The following is a 26,994-nucleotide window of genomic DNA, read 5'->3' on the forward strand; positions in this document are numbered from 1 at the left end:
TCAGGGAGCGGCGTCTGGTGCCGTGGATCGCAAGGCGGAGGAGGGAGTCCATGCGGAGCATCGGCGACCGACGACAACGCGGCGAGGCGCGGTGCCAGGCGTCGCGAGCCCGGCATGATCGGCGAGACACCCCCTAGGGCCGAGGGGCCCGGGGCCTCGGATCTCCCGGCAGGCCGGCCTCAGGTTTCCGGCTGGCCTCGTTCCGGCCGGCTCGGGTTTCCCGGCCGGCGTCCAGGGTCCCGTCAGGAGGCGTCCAGGACCCCGGTCCGGTAGATCGTGCCCGCGCAGGCGCGCGGGATGGTCGCCGTCGCCACCGGGCCGCCCGGGTCGGCGGTGTGGGTCACCTCGACGCTGCCGTCCGCCGGGGTGCCCTCGCTCGCGAGCTGGGGGGACACGCCGTCCGGGCTGGTGCCGGTCGAGCCGGTGGCGCCGCCGCTGGACGGCGAGCCGCCGTCCGGTGTCGGGGTCGGGGTCGGCGTCGGGTCGGGGCCCGTCGTGGGGCAGGTCTCGCTGGGGACCCAGGCGAAGCGCACCTCGTACGCGTTGTCCGGGGTGAGCAGCAGCGAGGACGATTCCTGCGAGGGGTCGGGCAGACCGCTCGCCGCGTCGCCGGCGGCGTGCTCGACGACCGTGATCTTCGACTGGTCGGCCGCACCGCGCGCCTCGAAGCCGACCAGGCCGTCGCCGCCGACGAGACACTCGCGTCCGGAGACGTTGGCGATGCGGAAGGTGCCGTAGACCTTGCCCGTGGCGTCGGGCGCGCCCGTCTGCACGGCGCTGACGGCGAGCTGGTCGGCCGCGCAGACCGGCCGGGCGTCCAGCGAGCCGGACGGAGCCGTGCTGCCCCCGTCACCGCCGTCGGGGCCCTCGGCGGAGGCGGTCGGCCTGCCGGCCCCCTCGGCCTCGCCCTCGCGGGGCTCGGCCGTGCCGGACGGCGGGGTGGCGCTCTGCCGGCCGCCCTCGATGCCGGTCTCGGTGCCCGTGCCGCCCTGGGCCTGCTCGCCGTGGCCGGCGTTGACCGGCTGGTCGGCGGAGATCCCGCCGGACGAGGCGACGTGCACCAGGGCCGGGACGGCCGTGCCGACGAGGACGATCGCGGCCGCCATGCCGACCACCGCCTGCCGCTTGCGGGCCCGGCGGGCGGGCACGGCGCGGCGGAGGTGGTCGAGCGCGCCCTCGGAGGGCTCGAGACCGGCCACCGCGCCCTGGAGCAGCCGCCGCAGCGCCAGCTCGTCCGGCGTGCCGTTCTCCGGCGCTTCGTTCACCATCCCGCGTCCACTCAGGTCGTCCAGGTCGTCGCCGTGCCGATCGCGCTGGTCGCGCCGATCGCCCCGGCCGTGCTCGTTCCGCGCGTCGCGCGCGGCAGGCCCCTCGTGCGCGGAGCGCTCGCCGGTCCCGTCGTTCACCGCGTACGCGTCGCGCGCGGCAGCGCCGTCGTGCGCGTCGGGCCCGTCCTGCGCGGCGTACGCACCGCGCGCGGCCGGCGGCCCCTCACGCCCCTCGCGCACGCCGTGCACACCGCGCACCGCAGCCCCATCCTGCACCACGAGCCCCTCGTGCCCGTCGCGCGCACCGCCCACGCCAGGCCCCTCGTGCCCGTCGCGCGCACCGCCCACGCCAGGCCCCTCGCGCCCCTCGTGCCCGTCGCGCGCACCGCCCACGCCAGGCCCCTCGTGCCCGTCGTGCCCGTCGCGCGCACCGCCCACGGCAGGCCCCTCGTGCCGGCGGTCCTGCCCGTCCCGTTCGGCGGGTCTTTCGTGACCGCCCAGTGGCCCGCTCATGAGGTGGCCTCCATGGCGATGCGGAGTGCCGCGATGCCGCGGGAGCCGTACGCCTTGACGGAACCGAGCGAGATCCCGAGGGTCTCGGCGACCTGCGCCTCGGTCATGTCCGCGAAGTAGCGCAGCACCAGCACCTCGCGCTGGCGTCGCTGGAGCCCGCGCATGGCCTTGATCAGCGCGTCCCGCTCCAGTTGGTCGTAGGCGCCCTCTTCGGCACTGGCCATGTCGGGCATGGGCTTGGAGAGCAGCTTGAGGCCGAGGATGCGCCGGCGCAGGGCGGAGCGCGAGAGGTTGACGACGGTCTGCCGCAGGTAGGCCAGGGTCTTCTCGGGGTCGCGCACGCGGTTGCGCGCCGAGTGGACGCGGATGAACGCCTCCTGCACGACGTCCTCGCAGGAGGCCGTGTCGTCGAGGAGCAGCGCGGCGAGTCCGAGCAGCGAGCGGTAGTGGGCGCGGTAGGTCTCGGTGAGGTGGTCGACGGTGGTGCCGGCAGCCATCGTGCCGTCAGCGCCGTCGCGCGGCGCCGGGATGCCGCTCACGGCGGCCGGTCGGGTCCTGAGGGGCATGGGCGCGATCACCGGCATGCCACTGACCGGGCGCGGCCGCCTGAGCGGTCGCACCGCGGTGCCGTGCAACGGGATGACCGCCGCGATGTCGAGTACCTCTGCCACGCCTGTTGGACACGCTTCCCCCCGTCAGGGTTGTACGCGTACGCCACCGTTTTCGACGGTGCGTGGTTTGCCCTCATGCGTACCCGTTCTCCCCCGATGCCCCGGTTGTGCGGCGTGCTCCGCGTCGCCTGCTCCTGGGTGCACGCGAAGACGCTCCCGCCCGACCACTGGTTGCAGAGGGAGGGAAGAGCATCGTCGTCCAGGACATCTGACCTGATCAAGAGGCATTCGACGCCGATTTGCTCACAGGGCCTTCACAGAGCCTACAAAGCCGGCCGGTGAGGCGATGCCGATTTCCGGACACCCGCGGGCGGAATCGCGGCCACCACCGCCTCGGCGATCTGTACGGCGTTCAGCGCGGCGCCCTTGCGCAGGTTGTCCGCGCACACGAAGAACTCCAGGGCCCGCTCGTCGTCCATCGACCGCCGCACGCGCCCCACCCACGTCGGGTCGGTGCCCGCCACGTCCGCCGGCGTCGGGAAGTCGCCCGTGCCGGGATCGTCGTAGAGCACCACGCCGGGCGAGGTCGCCAGGATCTCGTGGGCGCGGGCCACGGTGAGCGGCCGCTCGAAGCGGGCGTGCACGGAGACCGAGTGCCCGGTCAGGACGGGCACCCGGACACAGGTGGCCGCGACCCGCAGCCCCGGCAGGTCCAGGATCTTGCGGGTCTCCTCGCGGATGCCCAGCTCCTCCGAGGACCAGCCGTCCGCCCCGGGAGCGCCCGACCAGGGCAGCACGTTGAGGGCGAGCGGGCCGGGGAAGGGGCCGGTGTCGTCGCCGACCGCCCGCCGCACGTCTCCGGGGTGGGTGCCGAGGGTGCCGAGGACGCCGTGCTCGCCGCCGGCGACCAGGGCCAACTGCCGCCGCAGGGCCTCCGTGCCCGGGCCTCCGGCGGCGCTGGCGGCCTGCTGGGCGGTGACGACGAGCTCGGTGAGCCCGAACTCGGCGTGCAGGGCGCCCACGGCGACGATCAGCGTCAGCGTGGAGCAGCCGGGGCTCGCGAGGATGCCGCTCGGCCGGAGCCGTACGGCGTGCGGATTGATCTCGGGCACGACCAGCGGCACGTCCGGGTCGGCCCGGAACGCCGCCGAGGTGTCCACGACCACCGCGCCCTTGGCGGCCGCGATCGGCGCCCAGCGCGCCGCCACGGCCTCGGGCACGAGGAAGAGGGCCAGGTCGACGCCCTCCAGGGCCTCCTCGTCCAGGGCGAGGACCTCGCACTCCTCCCCCCGTACGGCCAGCTTGCGGCCGGCCGAGCGGGGGGAGGCGAGCAGACGGATCTCGCCCCAGACGTCCGCGTGGTGCGTGAGCGTCTGGAGCAGCACCGCGCCGACGGCCCCGGTCGCTCCCACGACCGCGAGCGTCGGCCCGCGGCTCGTCAAGATGTCACCACGAGGTCACCACGAGGATGCGGCCACGAGGATGCGGCCACGAGGTCAGCGGCCGGTGCCGCCGTAGACGACGGCCTCGTCGGAGTCGCTGTCCAGACCGAAGGCGGTGTGGACGGCGCGCACCGCCTCGTTGACGTCGTCGGCGCGGGTGACCACCGAGATGCGGATCTCGGAGGTGGAGATCAGCTCGATGTTGACGCCCGCGTCGGACAGCGCGCGGAAGAAGTCCGCGGTGACGCCCGGGTTGGTCTTCATGCCGGCGCCGACGAGCGAGATCTTGCCGATCTGGTCGTCGTAGCGCAGCGAGTCGAAGCCGATCGCGCCCTTCGCCTTCTCCAGGGCGTCGATGGCCTTGTGGCCCTCGGCCTTGGGGAGGGTGAAGGAGATGTCCGTCAGACCGGTGGAGGCCGCCGACACGTTCTGCACGATCATGTCGATGTTGATCTCGGCGTCCGCGACGGCCCGGAAGATCGCCGCGGCCTCGCCCGGCTTGTCCGGCACGCCGACGACGGTGATCTTCGCCTCGGAGGTGTCGTGGGCGACACCGGAGATGATGGCCTGCTCCACCTTGGAGTCCCCTGTCGGTTCGTTGCTGACCCACGTGCCCTGCAGCCCCGAGAAGGAGGAGCGGACGTGGATCGGGATGTTGTAGCGGCGTGCGTACTCGACGCACCGGTGCAGCAGCACCTTGGAGCCGGAGGCGGCGAGCTCCAGCATGTCCTCGAAGGAGATCCAGTCGATCTTCTTCGCCTTCTTCACCACGCGCGGGTCGGCGGTGAAGACGCCGTCGACGTCCGTGTAGATCTCGCAGACCTCGGCGTCGAGCGCGGCGGCCAGGGCGACGGCGGTCGTGTCGGAGCCGCCGCGGCCCAGCGTGGTGATGTCCTTCTTGTCCTGGGACACGCCCTGGAAGCCGGCGACGATGGCGATGTTGCCCTCGTCGAGCGCGGTGCGGATGCGGCCCGGCGTGACATCGATGATGCGCGCTTTGTTGTGGACCGAGTCGGTGATGACTCCCGCCTGGCTGCCCGTGAACGACTGGGCCTCGTGGCCCAGGTTTTTGATCGCCATGGCCAGCAGGGCCATGGCGATCCGCTCTCCCGCGGTCAGCAGCATGTCGAATTCACGCCCGGCAGGGATCGGGGATACCTGCTCGGCGAGATCGATCAACTCGTCCGTCGTGTCGCCCATCGCGGAAACCACGACGACCACCTGGTGGCCGTTCTTCTTGGCGTCCACGATCCGCTTGGCGACGCGCTTGATGCCTTCGGCATCGGCAACGGAGGAGCCTCCGTACTTCTGCACGACAAGGCCCACGTGCGCTCCTCGCTCAGTCCTTCGCCACAGTCGGCACTGCGGTCGGTTCAGTCTAACGAGGGACCGGAAAACGCCACCGTGATATCGCATCGTGAGATTCGCCGCTCAAAGACCGGATGCGAGCGGATACGGGAGCGAGCCGGCGACCCGCGTCTGCCCGAGCCCCGCACCCCCGCCGACCAGCGGCGGAGGCCCGGCAACACGCCCTTCACAAACGTCCGCCATACGAGACCACATGCGCGTGACCTGGACACCTTCCCGCCCCGGGTGCGAATCTCCCGCCATGCGTCATCCGTCTCCCCTCGCCGCCCTCGCCGCGGCCTCCGCGCTCGTCGCCCTCGCCGTGTCCGGCTGCGCGCCGCAGCCCGAGAACGGCGGCGGCTCCGGCCCGTCCGGGGCCGCGTCCGGATCCGCCACGGCCGCCGGCACGCCCGCGTCCTGCGCCGCGGACACGCTCGCCACCAAGGCGAAGGGGAAGCTGACCGTCGGCACCGACACGCCCGCCTACGCGCCCTGGTTCCAGGACGACGACCCGGCCAACGGCAAGGGCTACGAGTCCGCCGTCGCGTACGCGGTCGCCCGGAAGCTCGGCTTCGCGAAGGAGGACGTCGTCTGGCAGAAGGTCGCCTTCAACAACGCCTTCGCGCCCGGCGAGAAGACCTTCGACTTCGACATCAACCAGGTCTCCATCAACGAGGACCGCCGCAAGGCCGTGGATCTGTCCACCGGCTACTACGACGTCCGCCAGGCCGTCATCGCGCTCAAGGACTCCCCGGCCGCCAAGGCGACCACCCTCGCCGAGCTCAAGGGCGCCAAGCTCGGCGCCCAGGTCGGCACGACCAGCCTCGACGTGATCGACGAGCAGATCAAGCCGCGGCAGCGGCCCTCCGTCTTCCAGAAGAACGACCTCGCCAAGGCCGCCCTCAAGAACGGCCAGGTCGACGCGATCGTCGTGGACCTGCCCACCGCGTTCTACATCACCGGCGCCGAGGTGCCCGAGGCCAAGGTCGTCGGCCAGTTCGCGACCACGCCCGGCGCCGGCGCCAAGGAGCAGTTCGGCCTCGTCCTCGACAAGGGCTCCGCCCTGACCTCCTGCGTCTCCCAGGCCGTGGACGCCCTGCGCGCGGACGGCACCCTCGCCGCCATCGAGAAGCAGTGGCTGTCCGACGCGGCGGGCGCGCCGGTGCTGAAGTGACGACCCTCGCCAAGGAGGCCACGCCCGGCGGGGACGACGCCGCCGAATCCGCCGACGCCGCCTACCGGCCGTCCGCGCGGCGGATCGCCCGGGAGCGCTACAAGCGCTCCCGCACCCGCCGCGCGACGGCCGTCGCCGCGCTCAGCACCGCCGTCACCCTGGCCGTCCTCTACGTCGTCGTCACGGGCTCGCCCGGCTGGCCGCGCACCAAGGAGACCTTCTTCGACGGGGAGTACGCGCGCCAGGCGCTCCCCCTGGTCCTCGACGGCCTGTGGCTCAACCTCCGCCTGCTGCTCGTCTGCGGCGCCGTCACCCTCGTCCTCGGGCTGCTCCTCGCCGTCGCCCGCACCCTGCGCGGCCCGGCGCTCTTCCCGCTGCGCGCCCTGGCCACCGCGTACGTCGACTTCTTCCGCGGCCTGCCGCTCATCATCTGCCTGCTCGCGGTGATCTTCGGCCTGCCCGCGCTGCGCCTCCAGGGCGTCCCCACCGACCCGGTCGTGCTCGGCGGCATCGCGCTGTCGCTGACCTACTCGGCGTACATGGCCGAGGTGTTCCGGGCCGGCATCGAGAGCGTCCACCCCAGCCAGCGGGCCGCCGCCCGCTCGCTCGGCCTGTCCAGCGCGCAGACCATGCGCTTCGTGGTGCTGCCGCAGGCCGTACGGCGCGTGGTGCCGCCGCTCCTCAACGACCTGGTATCGCTCCAGAAGGACACCGGCCTGGTCTCCATCGCGGGCGCGGTCGACGCCGTCTACGCGGCGCAGATCCTGTCCAGCAAGACCTTCAACTACACGCCGTACGTCGTCGCGGGCCTGGTGTTCGTCGTGCTCACCATCCCCATGACCCGGTTCACCGACTGGGTGACGGCGCGCATGAACCGGCGCCAGTCGCAGGGAGGCACCGTATGAGGGAGAACCCCGCCCCCGTCCTCCGGCTGGAATCGGTCCGCAAGACGTACGGCTCCGGTGCGGGCGCCACCGTCGTCCTGCGGGACGTCGACCTGGAGGTCCCGCAGCACACCGTCACCGTGCTCATCGGCGCCTCCGGCTCCGGCAAGTCGACGCTGCTGCGCTGCTCGAACCTCCTGGAGGAGATCGACGACGGCGCGATCTTCCTGGACGGCGAGGAGATCACCGACCCGCGCACGGACCCCGATGCCGTACGGCGCCGGATCGGCGTCGTCTTCCAGGCGTACAACCTGTTCCCGCACATGAGCGTGCTCGACAACATCACGCTCGCCCCGCGCCGCGTCCACCGGACCGAGCGCCGGGAGGCCGAGGAGCGGGCCCGCGAGCTGCTCGACCGGCTCGGGCTCGCGGGCAAGGCCGGCGAGTACCCGGACCGGCTCAGCGGCGGCCAGCAGCAGCGCGTGGCCATCGCGCGCGCCCTCGCGAACCGGCCGCGGCTGCTGCTGCTCGACGAGGTGACGGCGGCCCTCGACCCGGAGCTCGTCGGCGAGGTCCTGAACGTGGTGCGGGACCTCAAGGAGGAGGGCATGACGATGGTCATCGCCACCCACGAGATGGGCTTCGCCCGGGAGGTCGCCGACCAGGTCTGCTTCCTGGAGAACGGCGTGATCCTGGAGCGCGGCACCTCCGCCGACGTCTTCGGCGCGCCCGCCCACGAGCGCACGCGGCAGTTCCTCAGCCGCATCGTGCAGGCGGGCCGGCTGTAGGGGCGCGTCGGCCCCGGGCCCGGACCGGCCCGGACCCGGCCGGAGCTAGACCTTGCGGCGCACGAGCCCCAGCGGTCCCGCGATCTCCTGGACCATCACGCGCCCCGCCTCCTCCGCGAGGTCCTCCTCCGCGAGGTCCTCGTCCGTGTCCAGACCGTCGAGCTCGGCGAGCGGCTGGTCGAGGCGGATGTGGGCGATCAGGGACTGCAGGGCCCGCAGGGTGGCGGAGGCGGTCGGCCCCCAGTTGGAGAAGTACGAGAACTGCCACCACCACAGCGCCTCGCTGGTCCGGCCCGCCCGGTAGTGCGCGAGGCCGTGCCGCAGGTCCGTGATGACGTCGGCGAGGTTGTCGGAGATCCGGGCCGGGACCGGCGCCTTGCGCGGCTCGTACGGGTCGAAGACCTCCGAGAAGACGTCCACCGGCTCCAGGAGCGCCGCGAACCGCTCGCGCAGCTCGTCCACGTCCATGTCGGGCCCGGTGTCCGTCTCGTACTGCTCCTCCGGGACGAAGTCCTCGTGCGCGCCGAGCCGCCCGCCCGCCAGCAGGAGCTGGGAGAGCTCCAGGAGCAGGAAGGGCACGGCGCTGCCCGGCTCGTCGCCCCTGGCGACCTCGGTCGTGGCGACGATGAAGCTCTCGATCGAGTCCGCGACCTGGACGGCGAAGTCGTCCGGGTCCTGCGTGATGGAGTGCAGTGTGGGATCAGACATCGAGGAGCCTCCCTGCGAGTGCGCCGTCGCGCGCACGGACCCGGTCGTCGTCATACATCTAGCAGCCGCCGCCCCTCGAAGGCACGCCCCAGGGTGACCTCGTCGGCGTATTCCAGGTCACCGCCGACCGGCAGACCGCTGGCCAGACGGGTCACCCTCAGCCCCATGGGCTTGATCATCCGCGCCAGGTACGTCGCGGTGGCCTCGCCCTCCAGGTTGGGGTCGGTGGCCAGGATCAGCTCCGTGACCGTGCCGTCCGCGAGGCGCGCGAGGAGCTCGCGGATGCGCAGGTCGTCCGGGCCGACGCCCTCGATGGGACTGATCGCGCCGCCGAGCACGTGGTAGCGCCCGCGGAACTCCCGGGTCCGCTCGATCGCCACGACGTCCTTCGGCTCCTCGACCACACAGATGACGGTCTGGTCCCGGCGCGGGTCGCGGCAGATGTTGCACTGCTCCTGCTGCGCCACGTTGCCGCAGACCGCGCAGAACCTGACCTTCTCCTTGACCTCCAGGAGCGCCTGGGCGAGCCGCCGCACATCGGTCGGCTCGGCCTGGAGGACGTGGAAGGCGATCCGCTGGGCGCTCTTGGGACCGACGCCGGGCAGCCTGCCCAGTTCGTCGATGAGGTCCTGAACCACGCCTTCGTACAACGGAACGCCCTTCGGGAGTGCTTGATTCTTACGGTAATGGCTGGAAACCGGCCGCAGAAGCCGTACGGGTCAGAAGACGGCGTACGGGTCAGAAGCCCAGGCCCGGCATGCCGCCGAGGCCCTGCGCCAGCGGGCCCAGCTTGGCCTGCTGGAGCTGCTGCGCGTTGTCGTTGGCGGCCTGGACCGCCGCCAGGATCAGATCGGCGAGCGTCTCGGTGTCCTCCGGGTCGACCGCCTTGGGGTCGATCACCAGGCCGCGCAGCTCGCCCGAGCCGGTCACGGTCGCCTTGACCAGACCGCCGCCCGCCTGACCCTCGACCTCGGTCGCCGCGAGCTCCTCCTGGGCGCGGGCGAGGTCCTGCTGCATCTTCTGGGCCTGCTGGAGGAGCTGCTGCATGTTGGGCTGGCCACCACCGGGGATCACGGTCACTCCAAACGTTCGACGTCTCGGGGTCTCGGTGAACCGAGCCTACGTGCTCACGGACCGGGGTGCCGACACAACTCTTTCGAGTGAGAAACTGCGTGCTCCTCTACCTGATCAACACCCTCTTGCGGGCGGAAATCCCGGGATTCCGGGCCCACAGCCCACCATTCGGCGGTAGGAAGGGCAGGCACCACGTGCACCGCACGTCCCAGAAGGACACGAGCGCTGAGCTGAACAGAGGAGTTCCCCGGTGAGCCAGCAGCCGGACATGCAGCCGCAGCCGGGGAACCCCGAAGGCCCGGGGACGCCCGGCGGCCCGGGGAAGCCCGGACGTCCGGCCGCCCACCGCGATCTGACCGGGTCGCCCTTCCCGCTCGGCGACTGGGGCGAGCCCGCCGAACGCCTCGACGAGCTCTACCGCTGGGTCGAGTCGAACGCCCTGCGCACCGCCGAGTGGTATCTCTCCGACCGGGTCCGGAAGCGCCGCTGCGCCCGCGCGCTGCGCGTCGGCACGGCCCTCGGCGTGATCGCCGGCGCCGCCCTGCCGCTCCTGGACCTCACCGGGGCCGCCGAGGGGACGGCCGGCTGGGGCTATCTCTCCCTGCTCCTCGGCGCCGCCTGCCTGGCCTGCGACCGCTACTTCGGTCTGACCTCCGGCTGGATCAGGGACATGGCCACCGCGCAGGCGGTCCAGCGGCGACTGCAGGCGCTCCAGTTCGACTGGGCGTCGGAGAGCGTGCGCGAGGTCCTCGGCCCCACGGAGGGCACGGCGAGCGAGGCCGCCGAACGCTGTCTGGGCGTGCTGCGCCGCTTCTCGGAGGACGTGACCGAGCTCGTACGGGCGGAGACCGCGGACTGGATGGTCGAGTTCCGCTCGGGCCCCGCGCCGCTGGCCCTGCAGTCGGTCGGCACGGCTCCGGCCCGGCCGGAGCCCAGCCACCCCTCGGGCCGGTTCCCGCTGCCGCCGGGCACCCGGCCCAACATGCCGCGCCAGCGCCCGCCGGAGCCGCGCTGACGGCCGGCCAGGGCCGGCCGGCTACGGCTACGGCTACGGCTAGCTCAGGATGATCATGGAGCCCTGGCCGAGGCTCCGGGTCGCCGCCGCGTGCAGGCCGAGCCACACGTGGCGCTCACGGGCGAAGGGACTGTCGTCCTGGTACGGGACCGGGGCGGCGGGCTCCTCCAGGGCGGTGGGCCGGTCGGGGGGCCGCGGTGCGGCGGGCGGGTTGGCCGGGTCGATGCCGATCGCGGGCGCCACGAACTCCAGCTCGCGCAGCAGTCCGTGCGAGGAGCCGAGCGGACCGCCGCCCTCCAGGAGCCGGTCGTTGGACAGCGGCACCGGGAAGTCGACCGGCACGTAGGCACCGGCGTGGTCGTAGTGCCACACCAGGTGGGACTGCTGGGCGGTCGCCTCGAACATCTCCAGGAGCTGCTCGTAGTCCCCGCCGAGCTCGCCGACCGGCTCCACCGGCAGGCCGCACATCTGGAGCAGGTAGGCGCGGCGCAGGAAGTGCAGGGCCTCGTAGTCGAAGCCGGCGACGGGGGCGACGTCCCCGGAGAGCCCCGGCATGTACGCGTAGACGGGCACGGTGGGCAGACCGGCCGCGGTCAGGGCGTGGTCGTAGGAGGCGATCTCTTCGGCGAAGGGGTTGTCGGGGCTGTGGCACAGCACGTCGACGAGGGGGACCAGCCACAGGTCACAGGCCAAGGGACGCTCGCTCTCCGTCAGTTGCGCGGGTCGGCCGCGCGGGTCCTTCGCGGGATCCCTGTGCGGGATCGTTCGTGGGGACGGCCAGCGTAGTCCGGCCGTGTCGTACGGGGGGACTGCCCCCGGAAGGGCCGCCTCAACCCGCGCGGGCGTCCAGCCGGTCCGCCCATTCCAGGGACCGCGTGTTGTACTCCCGTACGACCGCGACGGCCCCCTCCGCGTCGCCGCGCGTGATCGCGTCCACCAGGTCGACGTGGCCGCTCCACAGCCAGCCGAGCAGCTCGCGGTCGGAGCGCAGGTAGGGCACGGAGAACACCCATGCCTGGACGCGCAGCCGGTGCAGGAAGTCGGCGATGTAGTCGTTGGCGGAGACCAGCCGGCCGAGCTCGCGCCAGTAGCGGATGTCGTAGCCGATGAGGACGTCCAGGTCACCGGCGCGGGCCGCGCGGGCGGCCGCCTCGCCCCGGCGCCGTATCGACACCAGCGCGACCCCCACGGAGACGTCGGGGTCGGCGGGAGGGGCGGGCTGGGCGGGATCGGCGCCCGGCGGGGCCTGCCGGGGCGGCGGCGTGGTGCGCGGGGCGTGGCGGCGGAAGATGCCGTCGACGACGAGCATGCGGGCCTCCACCATGCCGCGGTAGTCGTCGACCGAGAACTGGTGGACGCGGAAGCCGCGGTGCTGGTCGGAGTCGAGGAGTCCTTGGGCGCAGAGGTCGACGAGGGCCTCGCGGACGGGGGTCGCCGACACCCCGTACTGCTCGGCGATCTGCTTGACGGTGAACTCCTCGCCGGGCTGGAGACGCCCTGCGAGGACCTCGTCACGGAGCGCGTCCGCGATCTGCCGCCGCAGGGTGTTGCGGGTGACAGCTCCGCTCGCGGGCATGTGTGCGGCCCCCTCCGTCCGGTTCCCGGACACCCTAGTCGAGACCACGGAGGGGGCCGATCACGTCACCCGCCGTGCGGGGAGGGTGGTGACGGCGGGCGTCAGACCGTGTGCCGGTCCGCCACGGTCAGCGCCGCGTCGAGGGCGGCGAGGCCCTCCTTGGCCTCCGCCTCGCTGATGTTGCAGGCGGGGACGGCGTGGGTGCGGTTCATGTTCACGAAGGGCCACAGGCCGTTCTTCTTGGCCTCGGCGGCGAAGGCGGCCATCGGCGCGTTGGCCTCGCCGGCCGCGTTGTACGGGACGAGCGGCTCGCGGGTCTCCTTGTTCCTGACCAGGTCGAGCGCCCAGAAGACGCCGAGTCCGCGCACCTCGCCGACGGAGGGGTGGCGCTCGGCGAGCTCGCGCAGGCCGGGCCCGAGGACGGTCTCGCCGATGCGGGCGGCGTGCTCGACGACCTTCTCGTCCTCCATCACCTGGATGGTGGCGACGGCGGCGGCGCAGGCCAGCGGGTGACCGGAGTAGGTCAGGCCGCCCGGGTAGGGCCGCTTGTCGAAGGTGGCGGCGATCTCCTCGCTGATGGCGACGCCGCCGAGCGGCACGTAACCGGAGTTGACGCCCTTGGCGAAGGTCAGCAGGTCGGGCACGACGTCGAAGTGCTCGGCGGCGAACCACTTTCCGGTGCGGCCGAAGCCGGCCATGACCTCGTCGAGGATGAGGACGATGCCGTACCTGTCGCAGATCTCGCGCACGCCGGCGAGGTAGCCGGGCGGCGGGGTCATGATGCCGGCGGTGCCCGGGACCGTCTCCAGGATGATCGCGGCGACGGTCTGCGGGCCCTCGAAGGCGAGGGTGTCCTCGAGGTGCTGGAGGGCGCGGGCGCACTCCTCCGCCTCGGTGGTGGCGTAGAAGGGCGAGCGGTAGAGGAACGGCGCCCAGAAGTGCACGACGCCGGCGGAGGCGGTGTCGGAGGCCCAGCGGCGCGGGTCGCCGGTCAGGTTGATCGCGGTGGAGGTGGCGCCGTGGTACGAGCGGTAGGCGGAGAGCAGCTTGGGACGGCCCGTGTGCAGCCGGGCCATGCGGACGGCGTTCTCGACGGCCTCGGCGCCGCCGTTGGTGAAGAAGATCTTGTTCAGGTCGCCGGGGGTGCGCTCGGCGATGAGGCGTGCGGCCTCGGAGCGGACGTCCACGGCGAAGGCGGGCGCGAAGGTCGCGAGCTTCCCGGCCTGCTCCTGGATGGCGGCGACGACGGTGGGGTGCTGGTAGCCGATGTTGGTGTAGACGAGGCCGCTGGTGAAGTCGAGGTAGCGGTTCCCGTCGTAGTCCCAGAAGTACGAACCCTCGGCGCCGGCGACGGCGAGCGGGTCGATCAGGCCCTGGGCGGACCAGGAGTGGAAGACGTGCGCGCGGTCGGCGGCTTTGACGGCCGCACCGGCCTGGGGGTCGGGTTCGACATGAGGGGTCATGCGTCGAGCGTAGGTATGCGCAGGTGGGAGGGGCCATGACCATCTTGTCCACCGAGACGGGGGCGGACCCGACACGTTGACTCCCCCGCCGGATCCCGAGAACCATGGACAGCGGACATTGACAGCATGCTGTCGAAATGACAGCCTGCTGTCACAGGGATTCGTCCCACGGAGCCAGGGAGGCCGCCATGACCAGCACCGCCCGCACGACCGACGCCCGCACCACCGTCCATCTCGCCGTCTACGACACGCTCGCCGACTGGGAGACGGGCCACGCCACCGCCTGGCTCGCCCGCGCCGGCTACACGGTCCGGACCGTGGGCCCGGTCGCCGGGGAGCCCGTGACGACGATCGCCGGCATGCGGATCGTCCCGGACCTCTCCCTCGCCGAGCTCGACCCCGAGGACAGCGCGCTGCTGATCCTCCCCGGCGCCGAGAAGTACGACGAGGGCGACGAGCTCGCCCCCTTCACCGCCAAGGCCCGCGCCTTCCTCGACGCCGGCGTGCCCGTCGCCGCGATCTGCGGCGCCACCGCCGGGCTCGCCAAGGAGGGCCTGCTCGACGACCGCCCGCACACCAGCGCCGCCTCCTTCTACCTGGCCGCCACCGGCTACCGGGGCGGCGAGCGGTACGTGGAGGCGGACGCCGTCCGGGACGGGGACCTGATCACCGCCGGCCCGACCGAGCCGGTCGCCTTCGCCCGCGAGATCTTCGCCCGCCTCGGCGCGTACGAGGGCAAGCGGGACGCCTGGTACCGGCTCTTCCACCACTCCGACCCGGCGGCCTTCGCCGAGCTGAACGCGGACGAGGACTGACCGCGTGAGCCGCGAGCAGCAGGAGGCCCTGTCCCGGACCGCGCTGGGCGTCTTCCGGCTCAACGGCCAGTTCCTGGCCGCCTCCGAGCGCCTCGCCGGACCGGCCGGCCTGACCGCCGCGCGGTGGCAGGTCCTCGGGGCGGTGCTGCGCGCGCCGCTGCCGGTCGCCGGGATCGCCCGCGCCATGGGCATCACCCGCCAGAGCGTCCAGCGCGTCGCCGACCTGCTCGTACGGGACGGCCTGGCCGCCTACGAGCCGAACCCGGCCCACCGCCGCGCCAAGCTCCTCGCCCCGACGGAGGCCGGGCTCGCCGCGATCCGGCGGATCGACCCGGGCCACGCGGAACTGGCCGCCCGCCTCACGCGGGAGCTCGGCGGCCAGGAGGCGTTCGACGAGACCGTACGGGTCCTGGAACGGCTCTCGAAGGCGATGGAGGCGCTGGAGGCGGGCGAGGAGGACTGACCCCTCCTCGAGCCGGCCGCCGGCGAGGGGCTTTGGCCAAAGCTTGGCCGGTTCCGTCGCTGTCGGAGGGACGGTTGGCGCCTAGTCTGCCCGTCTGTCCTACGACCGTACGGACACCGCGGGGGAGACCGGATGGCAGGCGACGACGGCGCCACGGCACGGTACGAGCGGACCTGCGTGGGCTTCGCGGTGGACGAGGCGTACGCGCTGCCGATGGCCGTCGCGGGGCGCTCGCTCATCGACCACTACGCCGGCGCCGCGCCCCTGGAGATCGTGGTCCTCGACCTCGGCATCACCGCGCCCACCCGCGCCCGCGTCCTCGCCTCCTGGCCGCCGGGCACGCGGGTCCGCTTCGTCCCGCTCCCCCGCGAGAACCTCGACGGACTCCCGCTCTCGGACCACGCGTTCGTGCTCCACCTCAACCGCAACGTCTACGGCCGCTGGTTCCTCCCCGAGCTCCTCCCCGCCGCCTACCGGCGCCTGATCTACCTCGACGCCGACATCCTGGTGCTCCGCGACCTGTCCCCGCTGTGGCGGATCGGCCTCGGCGGGAAACCGTTCGCCGTCGCGCAGGACAAGGGCATCCCGTACGTCTCCTCGGAGCTGGGCGTGCCGGACTACCGCGAGCTCGGACTCCCGGCGCGCACCAAGTACTTCAACGCCGGCGTCATGGTCATCGACCTCGACCGCTGGCGGACCGCACGCATCCGCGAACGCGCCCTGCACTACGCGCGGAGCCACCCGGACATGCGCTTCGCCGACCAGGAAGCGCTCAACGCCGTGAGCGGCGGCGCGTGGACCGAGCTCCCGCCGGAATGGAACTGCCCGGTCGACGAGGAACTCCTCGGCCCCCGCCACGACGCCGCCCCCAGGATCATCCACTTCCTCGGCCCCGACAAACCCTGGCTCACCGACGTCACCTGGGCCCCCCACTGCCAGGCCGCCTACACGACGTACCTGCGCCGGACGGCCTGGGCGCGGCAGCTCCCGGCCTGACGACCGTCAAGGCAGCAGCTCCCTCACGGCACTGCGCAGCAGCAGCGGGTGGACGAAGCGGTCCGGGGCGGTCGGGGGGAAGCGCCAGGCGAGCGGCCAGGTCCTGCCCGTCAGCGCGGGCACCGGCACGTAACTCACATGGGCGGGCCCGGCGTTGAACCGCGTCACCCCACGCGGCCACGACCGGTGCGCCGTCGTACCGGGCGGAAGGAGGAAGTAGACCCCGCGCCGCCCGTTCTCCTCCACGACGACCGGCCCGGGCTCCCCTCCGGTGAGGACCGCCATCCACTCGGCGAGGCGGCGCCCGTCGTCCCCGTCGACGCGGATGGCGTCGAATTGCACACCGGCCTTGCGGAGCTGGAAACCGGAATGGGGAATCCAATCACACGGGACCGAATCCCGCTCAGATTTCGAGGCATTCACAGGGACATGTTCCCGCGCCGACGCTAGCGTTTTCCACGACTGCGAGGGCGCGTCGGCAACCCGTTGACCTGCGCCAACGCGCCTTGCAGGCAGTCGAATTCGGCGGGGAGCAGTTGAGACCGGTTGAGATCGGTCGAGACCGAATGGGGACGCGAATGGCGCGATCGGAAAACAAGGAAACGGCGGGCCCGGCGGCACGCATGGCCGCGGTGCTGGCCAAGCGAATGCGCCAGCGCGCAGGACTGACGCAGGAGCAGTTGGGGGCGCGCATGGGGTACAGCGGCGCGGCGGTGAGCGCGATGGAGACGCTGGCGCAGCCGGTGAGCGACGAGATGCTGGTGAAGCTGGAGGAGGTGCTGGGAGACGGGACGGGGGTGTTCGAGGAGCTGCGAGAGCTCGTGCGGCTGGAGAGGTTGCCGGAGCAGTTCCGGAGGTACGCCCCGATCGAGCAGAAGGCGGTGGCGCTGTGGTTGTACGCGAACCACGTCGTACACGGCCTCTTCCAGACGGAGGAGTACGCGCGAGCGCTCATCGCGGGCGGCTATCCCGAGCCGACGCCGGAGCGGGTCGAGGAGCTGGTGACTGCCCGGATGGCACGGAAGGCCCTGTTCGACCGGAGGCCGACATGCGAGATCGAACTCGTACTCGACGAGTCCGTTCTCCTGCGTCCGATCGGAAGCGAAGAGATCATGCGTGAGCAGTTGCGGCACTTGGCAGAGTGCGCGCGGCGGAGGAACGTGAACCTGCAAGTGCTCCCTCTGAGCGCCGCTTTGGGCGGTGAGTACGCGGGTGACCGGGGTGACTTGAACGTGGTCGAGACCCCGGACGACGGCCTGGTGACGTTCCTGGAGATCCAGGGCGAGAGTCTGCTGGTCACCGACCGAGTTAAGGTGCGGACGCACATGCAGCGGTATGCGAAGATCCGGGCACAGGCCCTGGACCCGCGCGAGTCGCTGGGCCTCATCGAACGGTTGGCGGGAGTACAGAGATGAGCGACACCCTGCACTGGTTCAAGTCCAGCTACAGCGACAGCGGTGGCGGCAACTGCGTCGAGGTCGCCTTCGACCGGCACCGGTCCTCGCACGGCAGCGACGCCGTCCACGTCCGTGACTCCAAGGTGCAGGACGGCCCGACGTTCGCCGTCGAGCCGTCCGCGTGGTCCTCGTTCGTCGCCTGGCAGGGCTGACCGGCCCGGCCTAGCAGTAGAGGTTGGAACCGGTCGGGACGCCCAGGATCTGGGTGAACTGCTGGTACTTGGTGACCCGGCTCTGCACCTGGGCCGGGCTGCCGCCGTTGCATTCCAGGGCGCCGTTGATGGAGCGGATGGTCTCGCCGAAGCCGGCGCCGTTGACCATGGCGTGGTGGGCGGTCATGGTGCCGGGGCCGTTCTGGGTGTTCCAGTACCAGAGGCCGGTCTTCCAGGCGACGGCCGGCTCGCGCTCGACGCGGTAGGGGTCGCTCAGCAGGTTGATGCCGAGGGCGTCGCCGGCCGCCTTGTAGTTGAAGTTCCAGGAGAGCTGGATGGGGCCGCGGCCGTAGTACGCGGCCTGGCCGGCGGGGCAGCCGTAGGGCTGGGTGGCGTCGCAGTAGTGCGGGTAGTTGGCGGTGTTCTGCTCGACGACGTGGACCAGGCCGCCGGTCTCGTGGTGGACGTTGGCGAGGAAGGCGGCGGCCTCCTGCTTCTTCACGGTGTCGCTGCCGGTGGTGGCGAAGCCCGGGTACGCGCCGAGGGCGGCGGTGAGGCCGGCGTACGTGTAGAACGGGTTCCGGCTCGGGAACATCTGGTTGAACTGGGCCTCGGAGACGACGAATCCGGACGGGGTGGGCGGCGGAGTGGTGCCACCGCCGCCGCAGGCGCCCTCGTCGCGCCAGACGTCGGCGGAGCCGGGACGCTCGTTCTGGGTCCACCACTTGGCGTACCAGTTGCGGCCGTTGTACGAGGCGGTCATGCCGCCGGTGTAGACGCTGGAGGAGTTCCAGGCGGCGACACACGCGGGGGCCGCGCCGGCCTGGGCGGCGGGGAGGAGTACGGCGAGGCCGACGACCGTACAGATCGCGGCGAGGACAGTGAGCAGACGTCGCAGCATGCGCTCGTCCTTCCGGTGGGGGAAGGCCAGCGAAGCGCGATTGGTCTGAACCTGTCAATGGTCTGGACCGGACCGAACCGGTCCGCACGCGGCCGCACTTTTCCACTCAGCGCCGACGCGGAACACAGGGGCCATGAAGAAGCCGCCCGCACCGGCCGTACGAGCCGGAGCGGGCGGCGAAGCGCCCGGTGCGTGGGTGCCGGGTCAGATCAGCAGGACGATCCGGCCCGGCCGGCGGCCCGCCTCCGCGCGGCGGTGGGCCTCGGCGACCTCTTCCAGGGGCATGACGTCGGCCACCCGGGTGATGAGCTCGCGGTCCGCGACCTGCCGGAGGATGGTCGTCAGCGCGCGGGGGTCGGGCTCGGCGAGGACGGTCTCCACGCGGATGTCCCGCTCCGGGTGCGGGGCGCGGTCGGGGGCGAGGGCGGCGAAGACGCCGCCGTCCTTGACCGCGGCGAGCATCGGCGGGCCGACCAGGGCGCCGTCGAAGACGCCGTCCACCCGGTCCGGGACGTGGTCGAGGAGCTGCCTGAGCACGTCGGCCGGTTCGCCGCGGGTGACGCAGTGCTTCGCGCCCAGGACCTTCAGCTCGCTCTCGTCGCCCTCGTAGCCGACGGCCACCACCTCCAGGCCGGCCGTCGCCGCCATCTGGACCGCGAAGCGGCCGACGACACCGCTGGCGCCGGTGACGAGCAGCGTCGCCCCGGGGGTCAGCAGGAGCCGGTCCAGGGCCTGGCGGGCGGTGACGGCGGCGAGGGGGACGGAGGCGGCCGCCGTGAAGTCGACGTCGTCCGGGACCGGTGCCAGCCATTCCGGGTCGACCTGGACGACCTCGGCGTAGGTGCCGTGGCCGGTCAGCTCCCGGAGCCAGGGGATGAAGCCCGCCACCCGGGTGCCGGCCGGAAGGCTGCCCTCGGGGCCGGGGGCGGGATCGAGGAGCTTGCCCGCGAAGTCCGTGCCCAGGACGAAGGGGGGCCGGAGATCACCGGTCTCGTGGACGTAGAGGCCAGCCCGGATGCGGAGGTCCGCGACGGTCACACCGGCCGCGTTCAGCCTCACCCGGACCTTGCCCGGGGCCTCCCCGGCCTCGGGCTCGGGGCGGCGGGCCATCCTCAGCACCTCGGGTCCGCCGTAGGCGGTCACTTCGACGACACGCATGGGGTTCTCCTCCTGCGGCAGCCCCCTCGTCGCCATTACACCCAGGCCCGCCACCCCCGGCAACAGATGACGGCAGCCCGCACTCCAGGTGGCGGTGTGCCACCCACGGCCGTCTGCCCTGCTCCGCCCCCCGGGGCCGGCGGATCCGCGGCGAGGGACGAGCCGCCGGCCGGCGGCCGGGCGCCGGACGGCCGATCCCCCCGGGAAGCGCGTCTGGCATCCTCTTTCGACGTGGATCCCTTGAACGCGGAAGACCCGGTCACCATCGGACCGTTCCGGCTGCTCGGCCGGCTCGGCGTGGGCGGCATGGGCCGGGTGTATCTGGCCCGGTCGGCGGGCGGCCGTGCCGTCGCCGTGAAGGTCGTGCACCCGGAGCTGGCCGCCCAGGACGAGTTCCGGCGCCGCTTCGCCCGCGAGGTGTCCGCACTGGAACGGGTCGGCGGCACCGGCACCGCGCCCGTGCTCGGCGCGGACACCGACGCCGAACTCCCCTGGGTCGCCGTCGGATACGTCCCCGGCCCCTCGCTGCGCACGGTGGTCAACGACGAGTACGGGCCGCTGCCGCCCGCCAGCGTCCGCACCCTCGCCGCCGGCCTCGCCCGCGCGCTCACCCACATCCACGCCTCCGGCCTGGTCCACCGCGACCTGAAGCCGTCCAACGTGCTGCTGACCGTCGACGGCCCGCAGATCATCGACTTCGGCATCGCCCGCGCCGTCGACACCGTCACCGACGGCGGCCTCACCAGCACCGGCGCGGTCGTCGGCTCGCCCGGCTTCATGTCCCCCGAACAGGTGCGCGGCGAGAAGCTGACGCCCGCCTCGGACATCTTCTGCCTGGGTTCGGTCCTGGCGTACGCGGCGACCGGCCGTTCCCCGTTCGGCGGGTCCGACAGCGGCGTCCACGCGACGATGTTCCGCATCGCCCACGACGAGCCCGACCTGACCGGGCTCGCCCCCGAACTGGCCGGTCTCATCCGGGCCTGCCTCGCCAAGGACCCGGCGGCGCGCCCCTCGGCCACCGAGCTGGTCGACACCCTCCAGGTCACCGACCCCTGGCTGCCCGCCGACGTCCTCGCCCGGCTCGGCCGCCATGCCGCCCGGCTCCTGGAGGCCGAGAACGGCGCACCCGACGAGGCCGGCGACCCCACCCCGGCGCCGCCCCTGCCGCAGACCCCCGAGACCGGCCCGCGCCGCCGCCGCACGGGCCTGGTGGCCGTCGTCACGGCCCTCGCCGTGGCCGCGGCGGCCGGTTTCGCGTACGTCGGGTGGCCCGGCTGGTCCGGCGGCTCCGGCGGCGGTGCCGACGGGCAGGAGGGCAAGGGGCGCGGCACCACCGGCTCGGCCTCGGCCCGGCCGGCTCCCGGGATCGTCCCGAACGCCTTCCTCGGCGCCTGGGAGGGCGTCCTGCGGGGCACGGCGAACAACCCGTACGAGACCAGCCGGATCGAGATCTCCCAGGGCCCCGCGGGCGCCAGGACGGCCGTCTACACCCATGTCACCGGCGAGCGGCTGTGCATCGGCCGGGCGGTGCTGCTGTCCGCCACCGACAGCGAACTCGTCCTCGGCGAGGCCGAGATCACCGAGAGCGTCCCTGCCCAGCGCTGCACCCCGGCCGCCCGGCAGACGCTCCGGCTGCGGTCCACCGATGTCGTCGAGTGGACCTCCGGCGTCGCCAAGAGCACCTTCCAGCGGGTCAAGGCCGGCGCGGACGTCGTCCCCGCCGCCCTCGTCGGCTCCTGGAAGCAGACCCCGCTGCACGCGATCCCGCCGGACATGGTCGACCGCTACGTCTACCGGGTCACCATCAACCAGGGCCCGGTCGGCGCGCCCCTGGTGCGCTTCGAGCAGTCCTATCCGCGCACCGACAACGAGGGCAACCCGACGTCCGAGGACATCACCTGCGCCACCACGGCCGTCGTCGCCGGCGCCGGCTCCCTCCTCGTCATCGGCCCGGAGACCCGCGACCCGGACGTCTGGGACCCGGACTGCGTCGAGAACGGCTCCGGCAACTTCCGCATCGTCCGCTACCAGGGCAAGGAGCTGCTCCACCTCTACGGGATGTCGGCGGACGGGGAGCCGGGCGAGTACGTGCGCGACTAGTCGGGGTCTCGCCGGGCTCCCCGCCCGCGGGGTCAGCCCTCGTCGCGCAGCCGGGCCGCGAGCGCGGTCAGCGGCTCGGTCTCCTCGGTGCGGCCCAGGGCGGTCAGGCGGGAGACCGCCGCGTCGAGGCGGGTGAGGGCGGCGGTGGGGCGTTCCAGGTAGATGCCCTCCACGGCGGCCGCGAGGCGGACGCACTCGGCCCACTCGCCGGCGCGGTCGGGGTCCTCCGGTCCCGGCTCGCCGAGCAGGGCGAGGGCCTTCTCCAGCGCGGCCAGGGCGTCCTCGTACGCGCCGGCGTGGGCGTTCACCCGCCCGTACTCGTAGGCCAGGGCGGTGTCCAGGGAGCGGCCGTGGGCCTCGTACCCGGCGGCGCGGGCCTCGTCGGCGACCGTGCCGGCGTCGGTGAGGAAGGCGAGGGCGGACGGCAGGCCGTCGGAGCCCTGCTGCTGGGCCTGGAGGCGGGCGAGTTCGCGCAGGCAGCCGCTGAGCTGCTCGTAGCGCGGGGAGCGGGCGTGGGCGGCGATCGCCTGGTCGGCGGCCTCGCGGGCCCGGTCGAAGTCGCCGGACTCCCCGAGGAGTACGGCCGTCTCCGCGGCGATCATGGCGTGGCTGCCCGGGTCGTCGTCCCAGCCGGCCGACTCGGCGGCGAGGGCGACGAACTCCGCCGTGGCGGCCTTGAGGTCGTCGCCGGCGTGCAGCGCGCGGGCGCGGATCAGGCGCAGTTGGGCGACGAGCCGGTCGTCGAGCTCTCCGGCGGCGACGTCCGGTTCGGCCAGCAGGGAGTCGAGCAGGGCGATGCAGTCCTCGACGCGGCCGAGGTCCAGGCTGAGCTGGGCCGCGTTGCTGTAGGCGCAGAACGCGTCCGTACGGCTGCCGTGGCGCAGGTCCGCCTCCGCCGAGCGCGTCAGGTGCCGCAGCGCCTCCTCGGGGCGGCCCAGGTGCATGCACGCCTCGGCCAGATCGCCGTGGAGGCGGCCGGTGTCCATGGTGTCGGCCGGCCAGTCGGCGGCCAGGCGCAGGCCCTCGGCCAGATCCGCGTACGCGGCCTGCGCGTCCCGCAGGCCGAGCCGGAGCCTGCCCCGCAGGCCCAGCGCGTGGGGCAGGTGCCAGGCGGGGCCGTGGGCCTTCAGCCGGTCGAGGAGGGCGTCGAGCTCGGTGACCGCGGCGGGCAGGTCGCCGGAGAGGGCGTACGCGCTGGCGCGCATCCGCAGGGCGCTGGAGATCTGCCCGGTGAGGTCGTGCCGGGTGGCGAAGGCGTGCATCAGGTCGACCTCGGCGAAGACCGGCGCGATGTGCTCCTCGCGGCGCGAGGTCTGCAGGCGCAGGGCGAGCGCGGTCACCCGCAGCCGGAGCAGGCGGGCCTGCTGGTACGGGGCGAGGCCGGGGGTCTCCTCGTGGAGGCGGACGAGGGCCGCGTGGGCGGCGGTCAGGGCGGCGACCTTGGCGTCCTCGGGCCCGCGCGCGCCGTCTCCGGTGCCGTCCGCGCCGTCTCCCGTCCCGTCCGCGCCGGCTCCGGTCCCGTCCGCGCCGGCTCCGGTCCCGTCCGCGCCGTCTCCGGTCCCGTCCGCGCCCTCTCGTCCCTCTGCCGTCTCTCCGGTCTCAGCGGCCTCGCCGGCCTCCCGGGCCTCTCCCGCCTCGCCCGGGAGCTCGACGGCGGCCAGCAGGGCGCAGGCGCGGGCGAGCGCCGCGTGGCCCGGCAGGCCGGCGTCGTCGTACAGGCCCGCCGCCTCCTCGTGGAGGGCGAAGGCATCCGCGTACTCCTCCTTCCCCGCGGCCTCGCCGGCCTCGTCGTCCAGCAGGTCGGCGCGCAGCCGTACGAGCGGGCCGACGGCCGGGTCGTCGGGGTGGGCGTAGTCGCGCGCGGCGACGAGGGTGCGCAGGCGCGCCCAGCACGCCTGCGCCTCCGGGTGGCCCTGCTCCTCCAGGTCCCGTGCGCGGATGATGAGTTCGGGCAGCGACTCGGGGACGGCGGCGGCCGTACGGGACGGGGGCGCCGTGACCGGGGCGGCGGGGGCGGCCGGGGCCACCTCGTCGAGGCGCCGGGGGCGCAGGGTGAGTTCCAGCGCGTCCAGGATCGGGGCGCGGTCCAGGCGGGCCGCACGGCGGTCGGCGAGGGCCGTGGTGCCGTTGCGGGCGTCGAAGCGGGCGGCGAGGTCGTCGGCGCGGCGGCGCACCTCGGCGCGCAGGCCGGCCACCGTCCAGGCGCGGCCCGCGAACCCGGCGGCGGGCAGGTCGCCGTGGCCGAGGAGCTCGACGCGCTGGAGGAGCACCTCCACGCCGGTGAGGAAGGTGAGCTGGTCCAGCGGCGAGTCGACCTCGTCGAACAGGCCGCGGTTCTCGGCGAGCAGCTCCAGGCCGCGGGCCTCGTTGCCGGTCAGGGCGCAGAACTCCAGGTGCCGGCCGACCTCCCCGGACATCGAGGGGTTGCGGCGGCAGGCGCGGTAGCCGGCGAGGTGCGCCTCGCGGGCCTCGTCGACGCGGCCCGTGCGCAGCAGCGGCAGCAGCGCGTACGAGACGGAGCGGGCGGGCTCCTCCTTGCAGGACTCCTGGCCGGCGAGGACGGGCGCCCAGGTGCGCAGGGCCCGCTCGTCGTCGCCCGCCGCGAGGTGGTGGCGGGCGCGCCGGCAGGTCTCGCACGCCTCGCAGTCGCTCAGCCGGGTGCGGGTGCGGGCCGCCCACAGCTCGTAGGGGACCGTGGTGTCCTCGCCGACGTGGGCGGCGAGGACGTACGCCTGGGCGTAGTAGGGCTGGAGGCCGAGTCCGGCCTTCTCGTACCGGTCGCGCATCTCCGTCAGCCACTGGCGCAGGCTGGTCAGCGGGACCTCGGGCAGGGCGAGGAGCGCGCTCGCCACCCACTTGAACCGCCAGAACAACTGGTGGCGCAGCCGCTCGTCGAAGACGTCGGGCTGCTCGTCGAAGAGGGTGAGCAGGCGGGCGAAGACGACGGGCGACTTCCGGGGCTCGGAGCCGTAGGTGTACGCCTCCTGGAGGGCGAGGAGCGCGTGGACGAGCGGGACGGGCTGCTCGAACTGCTCGGCGGCGTCGACGAGTTCCTCGGCGGTGACGGTGCGGGCGCGGCCGTAGGGGCGCTCGTCGTTCTCCTGGAGCGCCTGGTACAGCTCGTCCGTGCTCTGGGGAAGGGGTGCGGTGGGCATCGTCAGCGGTCCTTGCGGAGGGCGTGGGCGAGGAGGTCGAGGAAGGAGCGGTTGATGAGGCTCGACTCGGCGGGCCTGAGCGGGCGCCGGGACAGCAGCGCGGCCTGGCCGTAGAGGGCTTCGGCGCTGGTGCGGGCCAGTTCGGGCTCGTCGATGGCGACGGCGGTGCGGACCAGCGGGTTGAGCTGGTTGAGGATGAGCTGGGCCCGGGGGGCCTCCTGGCGCAGGGCGCCGAGGATGTCGCCCCACAGGCCGCCCTCCTGCTCGCGGGCGAGCTGGGAGCGGGTGCGCTCGTGCCGGGCCTCGCGGCTGTCGACGAGGAGGGCGGGGGCGGAGGCCGGCTGGAAGGTGCGCAGGGCGACGTCGCAGTCGAAGACGGCGAGGGCGTCGCGGGCCTGGGCGAGATAGGCCGCGGCGGCGAGTTCCGTCTCCCGGTCGACGGGGTCGAGGTGGGCGGTGAGGGTGGCCGGGTCGAGGTCGGCGACGGCGGCCTCGGGCCTGATCTCGGGCAGCCGGTGGACCAGTTCGCGGTCGTAGGTGTAGCCGCCGTTGACGACGCCGAGTCCGGCGGCGGAGGCGATCGCCGCGACCTGCCGGAACTCCTCCACGCTCGACGTGACGAGGACGGTGCGGTGGGTGCGGGCCAACTCGTCGAGGGTGGTGTGCCCGTCGGTGGTCTCGAACGGCAGCCAGGGCAGCAGCATCCGCAGGATCTCGTCGTCGTGCACGGCGAGCGACTTCACGGCCAGGTGGTGCGTCTGGAGGAAGCGGGCGAGCAGATCGGGGTCGCTGGCGGCGGCCCGGGCGATCCAGGCGCGCAGCCGCTCGGCGAGGGCCTCGCGGACGGCGGCGAGGGTGTCGTCCTCGTACAGCGACTCGCGGGAGGCGGTCGGGCGCAGGCTCTCGGCGTCGACGACGCAGCGCACGAAGAACGCCCACTCGGGCAGGATCTCCTCCGCCTGCTCCGACAGCAGCATGCCCTTGACGTGCACGCGGTGGCCGTGGCGGCGCCCGGCCGGGACCGCCTCGGGCAGGACGCACGCGATGCCCTTGAGGCCGACGGCCGGCAGGTCCAGCTCGATGGTGTCCAGCGGGGTGAAGCCGAAGACCTCCTCGCCGTACGCGGCCAGGGCGCGGGCGCGGGTGCCCGGCGTCGGGTACGTACGGGCCCAGGGGGCGGGCTCGGGGTTGACGGCCACGCCCGGGCCGGCCGTGCCGTCGGAGAAGGTCACGGGGTGGCGCAGCAGGGACCCGAAGTGCCGGGCGAGCGCGTGCACCCGCGCCGGGCGGGTCCACTCGCCCGCGTCGACGCGCGGCGTCAGCGTGACGGTGGTGCCGGGGCGGGGGCGGGCGGAGGCGGGCAGGGTGCGGACGGTGTAGCTGCCGTCGCCGCGGCCCCGCCACTCCACGGCGGGCGCGTCGGGGGTGCGGGCGGAGCGGCTCAGGACGTGGATCTCGTCCGCGACCAGGAAGCAGGAGAGCAGGCCGATGCCGAACTGGCCGATGAAGTCGCCGCGCTGCTCGGCGATCCGGTCGGCGCGCTTGCTGCTGCGGCCGATGGTGGCGAGGAAGGTGTGCACGTCGGCCTCGGTCAGACCGACGCCGTCGTCCTCGACGCGGACGACGGAGCCGTCGGCGAAGAGGCGGATGCCGAAGGCGTCGGCGGAGGCGCCGGCGGAGGTGCCTGCGGGGGCGTCCGGCTCCAGGGCGTGCCGGGCGGTCAGCGCGTCCACCGCGTTCTGGAGGAGTTCGCGCAGGTAGACGCGGGGGCTGGAGTAGAGGTGGTGGGAGAGGAGGTCGACGAGGCCGCGCAGATCCACCTGGAAGGTGCGGTCGGCGCCGGCCGGGTTCGCGGCGGTGTCGGGCTGAGTCATCGGGCTGTCCGGGGTGGGAAGGGCGGCGGGTGGACGGGCGAGCCGGGCCGGGGCCGGGTC

25 protein-coding genes are annotated in these 26,994 nt (G+C 73.4%); 10 read left to right on the plus strand and 15 right to left on the minus strand.

Annotation, left to right across the window (positions count from 1 at the left end):
- Positions 1 to 242 precede the first annotated feature (242 nt).
- The 4 genes from ABZ135_RS24775 to ABZ135_RS24790 form a co-directional block, all read right to left on the minus strand.
- Positions 243 to 1,580 (minus strand): hypothetical protein, encoded by a 1,338-nt coding sequence (locus ABZ135_RS24775; protein ID WP_356698438.1) that lies wholly within the window; start codon positions 1,578 to 1,580, stop codon positions 243 to 245.
- Between the two features lie 197 nt (positions 1,581 to 1,777).
- Positions 1,778 to 2,452, minus strand: coding sequence for a SigE family RNA polymerase sigma factor (locus tag ABZ135_RS24780; protein WP_356698439.1), 675 nt, complete (start codon positions 2,450 to 2,452; stop codon positions 1,778 to 1,780).
- Positions 2,453 to 2,715: 263 nt separating this feature from the next.
- Positions 2,716 to 3,834 carry an aspartate-semialdehyde dehydrogenase gene (locus tag ABZ135_RS24785; protein ID WP_356698440.1) on the minus strand — a complete coding sequence of 373 codons (1,119 nt, stop codon included), beginning with the start codon at positions 3,832 to 3,834 and terminating at the stop codon, positions 2,716 to 2,718.
- Positions 3,835 to 3,888: 54 nt separating this feature from the next.
- Entirely contained in the window at positions 3,889 to 5,160 is a 1,272-nt protein-coding gene (locus tag ABZ135_RS24790) for an aspartate kinase (protein ID WP_356698441.1), read from the minus strand.
- A gap of 283 nt (positions 5,161 to 5,443) precedes the next feature.
- Here ABZ135_RS24790 and ABZ135_RS24795 point away from each other — a divergent pair, with 283 nt between their 5' ends.
- The 3 genes from ABZ135_RS24795 (at position 5,444) to ABZ135_RS24805 (ending at position 8,027) form a co-directional block, all read left to right on the plus strand.
- Entirely contained in the window at positions 5,444 to 6,355 is a 912-nt protein-coding gene (locus ABZ135_RS24795) for an ABC transporter substrate-binding protein (RefSeq protein WP_356698442.1), read from the plus strand.
- Positions 6,356 to 6,438: 83 nt separating this feature from the next.
- Entirely contained in the window at positions 6,439 to 7,260 is an 822-nt protein-coding gene (locus ABZ135_RS24800) for an amino acid ABC transporter permease (RefSeq protein ID WP_356698516.1), read from the plus strand.
- A complete protein-coding gene (locus ABZ135_RS24805) occupies positions 7,257 to 8,027 on the plus strand; it encodes an amino acid ABC transporter ATP-binding protein (RefSeq protein ID WP_356698443.1) in 771 nt (256 codons plus the stop codon). Before ABZ135_RS24800 ends, ABZ135_RS24805 begins: the two co-directional genes overlap by 4 nt.
- A 45-nt stretch (positions 8,028 to 8,072) precedes the next feature.
- Here the strand turns inward: ABZ135_RS24805 and ABZ135_RS24810 are convergent, their stop codons facing one another.
- The 3 genes from ABZ135_RS24810 to ABZ135_RS24820 all read right to left on the minus strand — a co-directional run bounded on the left by ABZ135_RS24810 (position 8,073) and on the right by ABZ135_RS24820 (position 9,809).
- Positions 8,073 to 8,735, minus strand: coding sequence for a DUF5063 domain-containing protein (locus ABZ135_RS24810; RefSeq protein WP_356698444.1), 663 nt, complete (start codon positions 8,733 to 8,735; stop codon positions 8,073 to 8,075).
- A gap of 50 nt (positions 8,736 to 8,785) precedes the next feature.
- Entirely contained in the window at positions 8,786 to 9,385 is a 600-nt protein-coding gene (gene recR / locus ABZ135_RS24815; RefSeq protein ID WP_356698445.1) for a recombination mediator RecR, read from the minus strand.
- 88 nt (positions 9,386 to 9,473) lie between these two features.
- On the minus strand, positions 9,474 to 9,809 hold the full coding sequence (locus ABZ135_RS24820; protein WP_345492266.1) for a YbaB/EbfC family nucleoid-associated protein: 336 nt from the start codon (positions 9,807 to 9,809) through the stop codon (positions 9,474 to 9,476).
- Positions 9,810 to 10,059: 250 nt separating this feature from the next.
- Between ABZ135_RS24820 and ABZ135_RS24825 the strand changes: the two genes are divergently transcribed.
- The gene (locus ABZ135_RS24825) at positions 10,060 to 10,824 is read left to right on the plus strand and encodes an SLATT domain-containing protein (RefSeq protein ID WP_356698446.1); all 765 of its coding nucleotides are present in this window, start codon (positions 10,060 to 10,062) and stop codon (positions 10,822 to 10,824) included.
- A 39-nt stretch (positions 10,825 to 10,863) separates the two neighbouring features.
- Here ABZ135_RS24825 and ABZ135_RS24830 read toward each other — a convergent pair whose 3' ends face one another.
- The 3 genes from ABZ135_RS24830 to ABZ135_RS24840 form a co-directional block, all read right to left on the minus strand.
- Complete coding sequence (locus ABZ135_RS24830) at positions 10,864 to 11,517, minus strand: hypothetical protein (protein ID WP_356698447.1); 654 nt, start codon at positions 11,515 to 11,517, stop codon at positions 10,864 to 10,866.
- A gap of 136 nt (positions 11,518 to 11,653) precedes the next feature.
- The gene (locus tag ABZ135_RS24835) at positions 11,654 to 12,400 is read right to left on the minus strand and encodes a GntR family transcriptional regulator (protein WP_356698448.1); all 747 of its coding nucleotides are present in this window, start codon (positions 12,398 to 12,400) and stop codon (positions 11,654 to 11,656) included.
- Positions 12,401 to 12,501: 101 nt separating this feature from the next.
- Positions 12,502 to 13,863, minus strand: a complete 1,362-nt coding sequence (locus ABZ135_RS24840) for an aspartate aminotransferase family protein (protein ID WP_356698449.1) — start codon at positions 13,861 to 13,863, stop codon at positions 12,502 to 12,504.
- A gap of 188 nt (positions 13,864 to 14,051) precedes the next feature.
- On the opposite strand from ABZ135_RS24840, the gene ABZ135_RS24845 reads away from it, so the two are divergent.
- The 3 genes from ABZ135_RS24845 (at position 14,052) to ABZ135_RS24855 (ending at position 16,137) form a co-directional block, all read left to right on the plus strand.
- On the plus strand, positions 14,052 to 14,678 hold the full coding sequence (locus ABZ135_RS24845) for a DJ-1/PfpI family protein (protein WP_356698450.1): 627 nt from the start codon (positions 14,052 to 14,054) through the stop codon (positions 14,676 to 14,678).
- Between the two features lie 4 nt (positions 14,679 to 14,682).
- Entirely contained in the window at positions 14,683 to 15,141 is a 459-nt protein-coding gene (locus ABZ135_RS24850; RefSeq protein ID WP_356698451.1) for a MarR family transcriptional regulator, read from the plus strand.
- 132 nt (positions 15,142 to 15,273) lie between these two features.
- Positions 15,274 to 16,137 carry a glycosyltransferase family 8 protein gene (locus tag ABZ135_RS24855; protein ID WP_356698452.1) on the plus strand — a complete coding sequence of 288 codons (864 nt, stop codon included), beginning with the start codon at positions 15,274 to 15,276 and terminating at the stop codon, positions 16,135 to 16,137.
- Positions 16,138 to 16,143: 6 nt separating this feature from the next.
- Here the strand turns inward: ABZ135_RS24855 and ABZ135_RS24860 are convergent, their stop codons facing one another.
- Positions 16,144 to 16,479, minus strand: coding sequence for a hypothetical protein (locus ABZ135_RS24860; protein ID WP_356698453.1), 336 nt, complete (start codon positions 16,477 to 16,479; stop codon positions 16,144 to 16,146).
- Between the two features lie 236 nt (positions 16,480 to 16,715).
- On the opposite strand from ABZ135_RS24860, the gene ABZ135_RS24865 reads away from it, so the two are divergent.
- Positions 16,716 to 17,552, plus strand: coding sequence for a helix-turn-helix transcriptional regulator (locus ABZ135_RS24865; RefSeq protein ID WP_356698454.1), 837 nt, complete (start codon positions 16,716 to 16,718; stop codon positions 17,550 to 17,552).
- Positions 17,549 to 17,746 (plus strand): DUF397 domain-containing protein, encoded by a 198-nt coding sequence (locus ABZ135_RS24870; protein WP_356698455.1) that lies wholly within the window; start codon positions 17,549 to 17,551, stop codon positions 17,744 to 17,746. Before ABZ135_RS24865 ends, ABZ135_RS24870 begins: the two co-directional genes overlap by 4 nt.
- A gap of 10 nt (positions 17,747 to 17,756) precedes the next feature.
- Here ABZ135_RS24870 and ABZ135_RS24875 read toward each other — a convergent pair whose 3' ends face one another.
- Together ABZ135_RS24875 and ABZ135_RS24880 are read right to left on the minus strand one after the other, a co-directional pair.
- Entirely contained in the window at positions 17,757 to 18,647 is an 891-nt protein-coding gene (locus ABZ135_RS24875; RefSeq protein WP_356698456.1) for a glycoside hydrolase family 19 protein, read from the minus strand.
- Positions 18,648 to 18,851: 204 nt separating this feature from the next.
- A complete protein-coding gene (locus ABZ135_RS24880) occupies positions 18,852 to 19,805 on the minus strand; it encodes an NADP-dependent oxidoreductase (RefSeq protein WP_356698457.1) in 954 nt (317 codons plus the stop codon).
- A 231-nt stretch (positions 19,806 to 20,036) separates the two neighbouring features.
- Here ABZ135_RS24880 and ABZ135_RS24885 point away from each other — a divergent pair, with 231 nt between their 5' ends.
- A complete protein-coding gene (locus tag ABZ135_RS24885; protein ID WP_356698458.1) occupies positions 20,037 to 21,905 on the plus strand; it encodes a serine/threonine-protein kinase in 1,869 nt (622 codons plus the stop codon).
- 32 nt (positions 21,906 to 21,937) lie between these two features.
- Here ABZ135_RS24885 and ABZ135_RS24890 read toward each other — a convergent pair whose 3' ends face one another.
- Both ABZ135_RS24890 and ABZ135_RS24895 read right to left on the minus strand, forming a co-directional pair.
- Positions 21,938 to 25,060 (minus strand): hypothetical protein, encoded by a 3,123-nt coding sequence (locus ABZ135_RS24890; RefSeq protein ID WP_356698459.1) that lies wholly within the window; start codon positions 25,058 to 25,060, stop codon positions 21,938 to 21,940.
- Between the two features lie 2 nt (positions 25,061 to 25,062).
- Entirely contained in the window at positions 25,063 to 26,934 is a 1,872-nt protein-coding gene (locus ABZ135_RS24895; protein ID WP_356698460.1) for an HSP90 family protein, read from the minus strand.
- Positions 26,935 to 26,994 lie beyond the last annotated feature (60 nt).

It is taken from the genome of Streptomyces sp. NPDC006339, assembly GCF_040612775.1.
In the GTDB taxonomy this organism is placed as follows: Bacteria; Actinomycetota; Actinomycetes; order Streptomycetales; family Streptomycetaceae; genus Streptomyces.